The following is a 10,331-nucleotide window of genomic DNA, read 5'->3' on the forward strand; positions in this document are numbered from 1 at the left end:
TGTCGGGCACGTGTTGACGCCGCGGCTCCTGAGCAAGGGCTATCACGTCACCGTTTTCGACAAGCTCTGGTACGGCTGCCGCCTGCCCAACGATCCGAAACTGCGCGTCGTCAAGGGCGATATCCGCGACACCGCCCACATCGCCGCGGCGCTAGAGGGCATCGATGCCGTGCTGCACCTCGCCTGCATCTCCAACGATGCGAGTTTCGAGCTCGACGAAAAACTGTCGGAGACGGTCAATTTTGACTGTTTCGAGCCGCTCGTCCTGGCGGCGAAGAAGGCGCGCGTGAAACGCTTCGTCTATTGCTCGTCGAGCTCGGTGTACGGCGTGTCCAACTCGCCCGACGTGACGGAGGAGCACCCGCTGGTCCCGCTGACGCTCTACAACAAGTTCAAGGGCATGTGCGAGCCTGTCTTGTGGAAGCACAAGGCGGACGACTTCACCTGCGTGACCATCCGGCCCGCCACGGTCTGCGGCTACAGCCCGCGCACCCGTCTCGATCTGTCGGTCAACATTCTCACCAACCATGCCGTCAACAAGGGCACGATCACGGTGTTCGGCGGCACCCAGATGCGTCCCAACCTGCATATCGAGGACATGGTCGATGCCTATGAGCTGATGCTCGAGGCGCCGCATGCCAAGATCCATGGCGAGACCTTCAATATCGGCTTCGAAAACCATTCGATTGCGGCGATCGCCGAGATGGCAAAACAGGTCGTCGAGGAGGAGATGCCGGGGAAGGGGCCGATCGACATTGTCACGACGCCGTCGAACGACAACCGCTCCTATCATGTCAACTCCGACAAGATCCGCCGCATTCTGGGCTTCCGGCCCAAGCGTACCATCGAGGACGCTGTGCGCGACCTGGCGCGGGCCTTCCGCAACGGGCTGTTGCCGGGCAGCTTCGATGACGACTGGTACTACAACGTCCGCACCATGAAGAAGATCGAGGCGAAGTAGCAGCGTGGCCGGCGTGGGGAAGACGGCAATCGTCACCGGCGGGGCGGGCTTCATCGGTAGCCATATGGTCGACCTTCTGGTCGACCGCGGCTACGCCGTCCGGGTCATCGACAATCTGATCGGCGGGCGGGAAGCCAATCTCGGGCATCACAAGGGCAAGGCGGACGTCACGTTTTACAACGCCGACATCCGCAGTTTCATGCCCGGTGATGCGCGCTTTGCGGACGTCGACTTCGTGTTCCACTTCGCCGGCATCGGCGACATCGTCCCGTCGATCGAGCAGCCGATGGAGTACATGTCGACCAACGTGCAGGGCACGGTGCACATGCTCGAATGCGCCCGCGCCGCCGGCATCAAGAAGTTCGTTTATGCCGCATCGTCCTCGTGCTACGGGCTTGCCGCCACGCCGACCCGCGAGGACCATGTCATCCAGCCGCAATACCCCTACGCGCTGTCGAAATATCAGGGCGAGCAGGCCGCCTTTCACTGGCACAAGGTCTACCGCCTGCCAGTGAACTCCGTTCGCATCTTCAACGCCTACGGCACGCGGTCGCGCACATCGGGTGCGTATGGCGCGGTGTTTGGCGTGTTCCTGAAGCAGAAGCTGGCGGGGAAACCCTTCACCGTGGTCGGCGATGGCACGCAGCGGCGCGACTTTCTCTACGCCACCGACGTGGCCGAGGCCTTTCTCGCCGCCGCGGAAACGCAAGTGACCGGTGAGACGTGGAACCTGGGCGCCGGCAATCCGCAATCGGTCAACCGCCTGGTCGAACTGCTTGGCGGCGACGTCGTCTACATTCCGAAACGCCCCGGCGAGCCCGACTGCACCCACGCCGACATTTCCAAGATCACGCGCGATCTCACCTGGCGCCAAAAAGTCTCTTTCGAGGAGGGCGTGAAGCGCATCCTGGCCAATATCGACTACTGGCGGGAGGCTCCGCTCTGGGATCCGGATTCGATCGCCAAGGCGACCGAAGGCTGGTTCAAGGCGCTCTCACACGAAGGCACGGCCAATGGATGACGCAAGCCGCAATCTGGTCAAGCACAAGGTGAAGACGGCGCAGGAGGTCGCGGCGATCATCGGTCCGCCCCCGCGCCGCAAAAAGGTGATCATGTGCCACGGCACGTTCGACATCGTGCACCCGGGCCACGTGCGGCACCTGCTCTACGCCAAGAGCAAGGGCGACCTTCTGATCGCCAGCCTGACCGCGGATGCGCATATCGCCAAGGCGAATTTCCGTCCGTTTGTGCCGCAGGAATTGCGTGCCTTCAATCTCGCGGCGCTCGAAGTCGTCGACTACGTCGTGATCGATCCCGATCCGACGCCGATCGCCAACATCGGCATCATCCAGCCGGACTACTTCGCCAAGGGCTATGAATACCACAAGGAAGGCCTGCATCCGCGCACGGCCGAGGAAAAGGTCGCCGTCGAGGCCTATGGCGGCGAGCTGATCTTCACGCCGGGCGACATCATCTATTCGTCCTCGCGCCTGATCGAGACCGAGCCGCCGGCGATCGCGACCGAGAAGCTTCTGGCGTTACTGGAAGCCGAGGGGCTGACCATCTCCGACGTCAGGGGCGCCCTCGACAAGCTCAGGGGGATCAAGGTTCACATCGTCGGCGATACCATCATCGACAGCTATACGCATTGCGCGATGATCGGAGGCATGACCAAGACGCCGACCATGAGCGTGCGGTTCGACCGCCGCGAGGACTTCGTCGGTGGGGCGGGAATCGTGGCCAAGCACGTCGCCGCGGCCGGCGCCGAGGTGACGTACTCGACCGTGCTCGGCGAGGATAAGCTTGCGGAATTCGCGCTGGAGGATCTCAAGCACGCCGGCATCAATTGCACGCCGATCATCGATCGCACGCGCCCGACCACCAACAAGAATGCCATCGTGACCGGCGGCTACAACCTGCTCAAGGTCGATACGCTGGACAATCGCGCGATCTCCGAACGCATCCAGGGGATCCTTGCCGAGCAGATCCGCGAGACTCAAGCCGATATCGTCGTGTTCAGCGATTTCCGTCACGGCATGTTCAACCGCGACACCATTCCAAACCTGATCAAGGCAATTCCGAACAACGTGTTCCGCGTCGCCGACAGCCAGGTCGCCAGCCGCTGGGGCAATATCCTCGAATTCAAGGGCTTTGATCTCATCACGCCGAACGAGCGCGAGGCGCGCTTTGCGCTCGGCGATCAGGACTCGGTGGTGCGGCCGCTGGGTCTCGAGCTCTATCGTCAGGCCGAATGCAAGATCCTGATCCTGAAGCTTGGCGAACGCGGCTTGATGACCTTCCGTTCCGTGCCGAAAAAGGCCGAGGACGTGCGCGCCTTCTTCACCCTCGATTCCTTTGCCGACCACGTCGTCGACGCGGTCGGCTCCGGCGACGCGCTGCTCTCCTATGCGGCGCTGTCGATGTTCGCCGGCGGCAACGAGGTGATCGCCTCGGTGCTGGGCTCGTTGTCGGCCGCCGTCGAGTGCGAGCGCCATGGCAACATCCCGGTGCGTCCGAAGGACGTGCTCGACAAGCTTGAGCGCTATGAGCGCCTCATGCACTACCAGTGACCGCGCTGGAGTGAGGATCGCTGGCTGACATGCGTTGCATTATCGTCGGTTATGGTGTGCAGGGGAAAAAGCGCCTGACCGTCGCGGCCGGGGAGGCCGCCGGCGTGGTCGATCCGATCTGGCCTGAGGCGCAGTGGAAGGACGTCCGCGAGGTTCCGCCCGATCGCTACGACGCGGCTGTCGTGTGTACGCCGGACGGGCCGAAGACGGAGATCCTCGGCTATCTCGCAAGCCACGGCAAGCACGCGCTGACCGAGAAGCCGCTGCATGCGGAGACGGATGGCGAGCTCGCGGCCCTCGAAGCCAAGGCTCGCGCGTCAGGCGCGCTGCTGGTGACCGCCTACAACCACCGTTTTGAGCCGCACTGTGTGCGCATGCGCGATCTGATCGCGTCCGGCGAGCTCGGGCGGATCTACCGCTGCCGCATGTTTTATGGCAATGGCACCGCCCGGCTGGTGCGCGAGAGCGCCTGGCGCGATCAGGGCGCCGGCGTGCTGCCCGATCTCGGCTCGCATCTGCTCGACACCGCGAATTTCTGGTTCGGCGACCTCGCTGACGATTTCCGCGTGATCTCGGCGAGCTGCCTGGAAAACCGCGCGCCCGATCACGTCGTGATCGGGTCGGAAGGCTCAAAACCCAAGATCGAGCTGGAAATGACGCTGGTGTCCTGGCGCAATCATTTCACCTGCGACATTTTTGCGGAGAAGGGCAGCGCGCATATCGAATCGCTGTGCAAATGGGGACCGAGCAGGTTCACGCGGCGCACGCGCGTGCTGCCGAGCGGCCGGCCGCCCGAGGAGAGTGTCATCCTGGTACAGGATGATCCGACCTGGGCGCTCGAATACGCCGCGTTCAAGGCGCTGGTGGCAAGCGGCGCGCGGACCGACCTGTCGAAGGACCGCTGGCTGCTCCGCACGCTGGGCCGGCTTTCCGACGAGGTGATCAAAGTGAGTTCCCTGGCATGACCGATCGACCGCGCATCGCCTATGTCGGCATGACCCATCTTGGCCTGTGCTCGGCCGTGGCCGCTGCCGCCAAGGGGTTTGATACGCTTGGCGTCGATCTCGATGCTGCGCTTGTTGGGCGCCTCGAAGCGGGCAAACTGCCCGTGGTCGAGCCGGAGCTCGACGATCTCCTGGCGCACCATCGCGAAAAGATTTACTTCGTGACCGATCCGGCGCGGCTCAAGGCCTGCGACGTGATCTATGTCGCGCCCGACGTGCCGACCGACGATCAGGGCGGCAGCGACCTGAAAACGCTCGATGCGCTGCTGGCGCTTGCGCTCGACCATGCGCGCGCTGACGCCATCGTGGTGGTGCTGAGCCAGGTGCCGCCCGGCTATACCCGGGCGCGGTTGCGCAGCGACAAGAATCTCTATTACCAGGTCGAGACGCTGGTGTTCGGCCGCGCGGTCGAGCGCGCCACCAAGCCGGAGCGTTTCATGGTCGGCTGTCCCGATCCGGCAACGCCGCTGCCGCCGGCGCTCAAAACCTATCTCGAGGCGTTCGACTGCCCTGTTCTGCCGATGCGGCTGGAGAGCGCGGAGCTGGCAAAAATCTCCATCAACTGCAGCCTGGTCGCCTCCGTCACGGTCGCCAATACGCTGGCCGAGCTGTGCGAGGAGATCGGCGCCGACTGGTCCGAGATCGCGCCGGCGCTGAAACTCGATCGGCGTATCGGCGCCTATTCCTATCTCTCGCCGGGGCTCGGCATTGCCGGCGGCAATCTCGAGCGCGACCTTGCGACCGTGATCCGCTTCTCCGAGGAGTACGGCACCGATGCGGCCGTGATCCGCGCCTTCGTGCACAACAGCCGCTACCGCAAGGACTGGGCGATCCGCACCCTGCACGAGACGGTGCTGTGGCGCGGCGCAGAGGTGCGGCTTGGCGTGCTCGGGCTGGCCTACAAGGAGAACACGCACTCGGTGAAGAACTCGCCGTCGCTGGCGCTGATCAGGCTGCTGCACCCCTGGCATGTACGGGTCTACGATCCCGTCGTAAAATCCGAGGTCGCGGACCATCCCAATGTCACCGGAGCGCAGGATGCGCTCGATGCGGCAAGCGGCGTGGATGCGCTCGCCATCATGACGCCGTGGCCCGAGTTCAAAAAGCTGTCGCCGGCCGATCTCGCGAAGACGATGCGCGGCAAGACTATCCTCGATCCATTTCGCGTGCTCGACCCGAAGACGGCCGAGGCCGCCGGCCTCGATTATCACACGCTCGGCGTCGCCTGAGGTTTTGACGACATGCTCACCCACACCACCTCATCCCCGCAGGCACTGAAGCGCGTCGTCGTCATCGGCGCGGGCGGCCTGGTCGGATCGACCATTGTCAGCGAGCTCAATCGCGCGGGTATCCCGGTCGCGGGACTGACGCGCAAGGAGGTCGACCTGCTGGCGTCAGCGGGCAGCGAGCAGCTTCGCGCAAAACTTCGTTCCGATGATGCCGTGGTGTTCGTCTCAGCGATTGCGCCGGCGAAAAATGCCGCCCAGATGATGGACAATCTGCGCATGGCCGAAGCCGCGCTGCAGGCCTTTGCGGCTGTGCCGCCGGTGCATCTTCTCTACATCAGTTCCGATGCCGTTTATGCCGACGATGCCAACCCGGTCACCGAGCAGTCGCCGGTGGCGCCGTCTACCTCGCACGGCATGATGCATGCTGCGCGCGAATTGATGTTCCGCAGCGAGGTGAAGGCGCCATTCGCGGCACTGCGTCCGACGCTGATCTATGGCGCACGCGATCCGCACTCGGGCTATGGTCCGAACCGCTTTCGCCGCCAGGCGGCCGAAGGCGGGCCGATCACGCTGTTCGGCGAGGGCGAGGAGAAGCGCGATCATGTCGCGGTCGAGGACGTGGCGCGGCTTGCGGTGCGCATTCTTCAACACCGCAGCACCGGCAGCCTCAATGCGGTGACTGGGGTCGCCACCTCGTTCTGCGACATCGCGCACCTGGTCGCGGACAATTTTGAGCCGAAGGTCGAGGTCAAACACCTCGTTCGCACGGTGCCGCGGCCGCACCTGCTGCATCGCTTCTTCGACATCACGAACTGCTACAAGGCATTTCCGGACTTCCATTTCGAGCCGCTGGCCGACGGGCTCGCCCGCGTCCACCGCGAGGTTTTTGGGGGGTGTTGAACTGGTTCTTGGCTGCGGGTTTCCGGCAGGCGCGTGGCGGAGATTGTGGCTTGCGGACGGGTGGAAGCTGAAGCTAGAACCGGGCCACCGGTTGAGGGGATCACGAGCGCGGGCGGACGAACGGCATGGCCGAGATCAATCTGTTGAACAAATTGCCGAGGGGCAAGCGCAACGTCTCGGCGCGGCAGCATGCCAAGACCGACGAGCACATCCGCGTCTCGCGCGAATATGGCCAGATGTATTTCGACGGCCCGCGCGAATACGGCTATGGCGGCTACCGTTATGACGGCCGCTGGGTCCCGGTGGCGCAGGACATGATCGCGCATTTCGACCTGAAGGCCGGCGACCGCGTGCTCGACGTCGGCGCCGCCAAGGGATTTCTCGTCAAGGATTTCATGAAGGCGCTGCCGGGCCTCGAGGCGTTCGGCCTCGAAATCTCGAAATATGCGTTGATGCATTGCGAAGTGGAGGCGATCGGCCGCCTGCATCTCGGCAACGCGCTCGAACTGCCGTTCCCCGACAACAGTTTTAAGGCCGCGATCTCGCTTAACACCATACACAATCTGGATCGCGACGGCTGCATCGTCGCGCTCAAGGAACTGCAGCGCGTCTCGGGCGGCCGCGCCTTCGTGCAGGTCGACAGCTACCGTACGCCGGAGCAGAAGGCGATCTTCGAGGACTGGGTGCTGACCGCCAGGTTCCACGACTATCCCGAGGGCTGGCTAAAGCTCTTCGCCGAGGCCGGCTATACCGGCGACTACTACTGGACCATCATCGAATGACGGAAAGGCCGCACATGGACACCCTCATGAAAGAGCGCGCCAATATGTTTGACGCCAAGGTCGCCAAGGCGCGCTGCAAGGCCTATCGCCGGCGCATCCTCGACATGTCGCAAAAAGTCTCGGCGCTGCATATCGGCGGCGCCTTCTCCTGCACCGAGATCGTCGATCTGATCTACAACGATCTGATGCGCCCGGCCGTGAATGGCGGTCATTCGCCCGATACCTTCCTGATGTCGAAGGGCCATGGCTGCATGATTCAGTACATGATCCTGGTCGAGAAGGGCATTTTGAGCCAGGCCGATCTCGATGCCTACTGCACCAAGGAGGGCCGGCTCGGCGTGCACCCGGACTACGGCAATCCCGGCATCGAGGCCTCGACCGGCGCGCTCGGTCACGGCCTGTCGATGGTGGTCGGCATGGCGCTGGCCGAACGCGGCCGCAGGACTGGCGGCACCATCTACACCGTGCTGTCCGATGGCGAGATCCAGGAGGGCTCGACCTGGGAGGCGATCCTGATGGCCTCCAGCCTGAAGCTTTCGAATATCATCGCCTTCACCGACAACAACGACTTCCAGAGTCTTGGACGCACGTCGCTCACGCATCCCTCGTTCTATCCGCTGGCCGACAAGTTCGCGTCCTTCGGCTGGGAAACGGTCGAGTGCGACGGCCATTCCAGCGCCGATCTCTATGCTGCGGTAACCGGCCGCAAGGGCAACGGGCCGCTGATGGTCGTCGCGAAGACCACCAAGGGCAAGGGCGTCTCCTACATGGAGAACGTGCCGATCTGGCACTATCGTTCGCCCAACAAGGATGAGTACAAGCAGGCCATCGCAGAACTCGAGGCGCAGGCATGAGAAACACGTTTTCCGAGGCACTCTACGAGGCCGCCACCAAGAACCCCGACGTCTACATCGTGGTCTCGGACATCTCGCCGGCCGGCAGCATGGCAAAGTTCTCCACGCAATATCCGGAGCGGTTCATCAATGTTGGCGTCGCCGAGCAGTCCATGATCGGCATCTGCGCCGGCCTTGCGCTGAAAGGCTGCCAGCCGTTCGCCTACACCATCGCGACCTTCTCGCTCTATCGTCCGTTCGAGATGGTGCGCGACGATCTCGGCTATCAGAACCTGCCGGTCACGGTGGTCGGCATGGGCGCCGGCGTAATCTACTCCACGCTCGGCGGCACCCATCACACGATGGAGGACATCGCGATCGCGGGCGCCATCCCGAACATGCAGATCGTCGCGCCCTGCGATCCGGCCGAATGCACCGAGGCGACGAGATGGTGCGCGACCCAGAAGAACGGCCCGGTCTATTTGCGGATCGGCAAGGCCGGCGAGCCGGATCTCACCAAGGGCGCCGAGCCGTGGCAGTTCGGCAAGATCCGCTATCTCCGGCGCGGCACCGATGTCTGCATCCTGACCTATGGCTGCATTACAAAAATGGCGACGCAGGTCGCCGACCAGTTGCAAGCCCAGGGCAAGTCGGTGTCGCTGGTCTCGGTGCACACGGTGAAGCCGCTCGACCGGGTGGGCATCGTGGAGGCCTTGAAGCGCCACAAGCATGTCATCGTCATCGAGGAGCACGTTCCGCAAGGCGGCCTCGCGCCGCAGACCAAGCAACTTGCCTGGGACACGCAGGCGACCTGCCGGCTCGACACCTTTACGCTGAAGGACGAGTTCATCCATTGCTATGGCAGCTGGGAGGACCTGCTCGATGCGCACGGCGTGTCGGTGCCGAAAATCCTGGCCAAGGTGGCCTGAGCCGAAATCATGAAGATCCTCGTCACCGGCGCGTCCGGGTTCGCAGGATCGGTTGCGGCCAGGGAGTTCGCCTTGGCCGGACATGCGGTCAGCGGCCTCTATCGGAGCCGCACGCGGTTTCTGGCTACGCTCGACGGTGTCGAGAACGTGACACTCGCCTGCGGCGATCTCGCCGCGGCAGCCGATCTGCCGGGCCCATTCGACGCGGTGGTGCATACGGCGGCAACATCGCCGGCGCCGGGCGTCGATACGCAGACGATGGTGCATGACAATGTGGTCGGCACCAGGGCGCTGATCGAAGCCGCGCTGCGCTGGGGCACGCGCGCCTTCGTGCTCTATTCCTCGCTCTCGCTTTATGGCGTCGTGGCGACGCCCGTCGTCGACGAGACGACACCGATGATCGATGCCGACGCCTATGGCGCGACCAAATTGCTTGGCGAATTGATGCTGAAGGACACCGCCGACCGCTTGCCCGGACTGGCGTTGCGGCTGCCGGGCGTCGTTGGACCTGGGGCGCACCGCAACTGGCTCTCCAGCGTCGCGGCAAAACTCACGCGCGGCGATACGGTCGATGCGTTTCATCTCGACCGGCCGTTCAACAACGCAGCCCATGTAGCCGACATCTCCGCGCTGGCGCGCCGCGCCATCGAGCGGTCATGGAGCGGTTTCGATGCCGTCGTGCTCGGCGCGCGCGGCGCCGTGACCGTGCGCGAGGCGCTCACGCGGCTCGCCGCGGGCCTCGGCGTGCCAGCGCGGCTTGAAGGGATTTCTTCGCCAAAAGCCTCCTTCATTCTCTCGTCCGAACGGGCCATCGCGCGCTGGGGATACGATCCGATGGAGATCGGTGCACTCATCGACCGCTACGCAGGTGAGGTGAGGGCGTGGTCGTCGGCTGCGGCATGAGCGCCTATGCGATCGGCAAGGGATTACCAGGGATTTGGGTTCCCCAACGCCGCTCGAAGCCAGTTTGCTGCGTCCCTGGAGACAGATTTGGCATGCAGCTCTTAGTTGATGTACCGGTGCGTTCTGCTACAGCAATATCCGCCCAAATCGGGGCGTTCTGATCTTTCGCCGGGACAAGAGCGTTCGGGCAAGCCGCGCAAGTGATGCAACAAAGGGATCT

The 10,331-nt window shown here is 63.8% G+C and carries 10 protein-coding genes; all 10 read left to right on the plus strand.

The window, feature by feature from the left end:
• The coding region (locus tag JOZ76_RS25510; protein WP_291703344.1) for an NAD-dependent epimerase/dehydratase family protein at positions 1 to 961 on the plus strand (961 nt) is incomplete at its 5' end.
• Positions 962 to 965: 4 nt separating this feature from the next.
• Complete coding sequence (locus tag JOZ76_RS25515) at positions 966 to 1,982, plus strand: NAD-dependent epimerase/dehydratase family protein (RefSeq protein WP_291703346.1); 1,017 nt, start codon at positions 966 to 968, stop codon at positions 1,980 to 1,982.
• Positions 1,975 to 3,531, plus strand: coding sequence for a PfkB family carbohydrate kinase (locus JOZ76_RS25520; RefSeq protein WP_291703349.1), 1,557 nt, complete (start codon positions 1,975 to 1,977; stop codon positions 3,529 to 3,531). The genes JOZ76_RS25515 and JOZ76_RS25520 overlap by 8 nt, the downstream gene beginning before the upstream one ends.
• A gap of 29 nt (positions 3,532 to 3,560) precedes the next feature.
• Entirely contained in the window at positions 3,561 to 4,496 is a 936-nt protein-coding gene (locus JOZ76_RS25525; protein ID WP_291703350.1) for a Gfo/Idh/MocA family protein, read from the plus strand.
• Complete coding sequence (locus tag JOZ76_RS25530) at positions 4,493 to 5,764, plus strand: nucleotide sugar dehydrogenase (RefSeq protein WP_291703352.1); 1,272 nt, start codon at positions 4,493 to 4,495, stop codon at positions 5,762 to 5,764. The genes JOZ76_RS25525 and JOZ76_RS25530 overlap by 4 nt, the downstream gene beginning before the upstream one ends.
• Before the next feature lie 12 nt (positions 5,765 to 5,776).
• Entirely contained in the window at positions 5,777 to 6,664 is an 888-nt protein-coding gene (locus JOZ76_RS25535) for an NAD-dependent epimerase/dehydratase family protein (protein WP_291703353.1), read from the plus strand.
• Positions 6,665 to 6,789: 125 nt separating this feature from the next.
• The gene (locus tag JOZ76_RS25540) at positions 6,790 to 7,446 is read left to right on the plus strand and encodes a class I SAM-dependent methyltransferase (protein ID WP_291703355.1); all 657 of its coding nucleotides are present in this window, start codon (positions 6,790 to 6,792) and stop codon (positions 7,444 to 7,446) included.
• A gap of 14 nt (positions 7,447 to 7,460) precedes the next feature.
• Positions 7,461 to 8,300: a transketolase gene (locus JOZ76_RS25545; RefSeq protein ID WP_291703357.1), complete on the plus strand. Its 840-nt coding sequence runs from the start codon at positions 7,461 to 7,463 to the stop codon at positions 8,298 to 8,300.
• A complete protein-coding gene (locus JOZ76_RS25550; protein ID WP_291703359.1) occupies positions 8,297 to 9,208 on the plus strand; it encodes a transketolase family protein in 912 nt (303 codons plus the stop codon). Before JOZ76_RS25545 ends, JOZ76_RS25550 begins: the two co-directional genes overlap by 4 nt.
• Before the next feature lie 9 nt (positions 9,209 to 9,217).
• Positions 9,218 to 10,111, plus strand: a complete 894-nt coding sequence (locus JOZ76_RS25555) for an NAD-dependent epimerase/dehydratase family protein (protein WP_291703361.1) — start codon at positions 9,218 to 9,220, stop codon at positions 10,109 to 10,111.
• Positions 10,112 to 10,331: the final 220 nt, after the last annotated feature.

The organism is Bradyrhizobium sp., from assembly GCF_019244115.1.
Taxonomy (GTDB): domain Bacteria; phylum Pseudomonadota; class Alphaproteobacteria; order Rhizobiales; family Xanthobacteraceae; genus Bradyrhizobium.

Bases quoted from the DNA above. Each gene is read 5' to 3' on its own strand.
- JOZ76_RS25520 (WP_291703349.1), top strand. From the start codon at position 1,975: ATGGATGACGCAAGCCGCAATCTGGTCAAGCACAAGGTGAAGACGGCG.
- JOZ76_RS25525 (WP_291703350.1), top strand. From the start codon at position 3,561: ATGCGTTGCATTATCGTCGGTTATGGTGTGCAGGGGAAAAAGCGCCTG.
- JOZ76_RS25530 (WP_291703352.1), top strand. From the start codon at position 4,493: ATGACCGATCGACCGCGCATCGCCTATGTCGGCATGACCCATCTTGGC.
- JOZ76_RS25535 (WP_291703353.1), top strand. From the start codon at position 5,777: ATGCTCACCCACACCACCTCATCCCCGCAGGCACTGAAGCGCGTCGTC.
- JOZ76_RS25540 (WP_291703355.1), top strand. From the start codon at position 6,790: ATGGCCGAGATCAATCTGTTGAACAAATTGCCGAGGGGCAAGCGCAAC.
- JOZ76_RS25545 (WP_291703357.1), top strand. From the start codon at position 7,461: ATGGACACCCTCATGAAAGAGCGCGCCAATATGTTTGACGCCAAGGTC.
- JOZ76_RS25550 (WP_291703359.1), top strand. From the start codon at position 8,297: ATGAGAAACACGTTTTCCGAGGCACTCTACGAGGCCGCCACCAAGAAC.
- JOZ76_RS25555 (WP_291703361.1), top strand. From the start codon at position 9,218: ATGAAGATCCTCGTCACCGGCGCGTCCGGGTTCGCAGGATCGGTTGCG.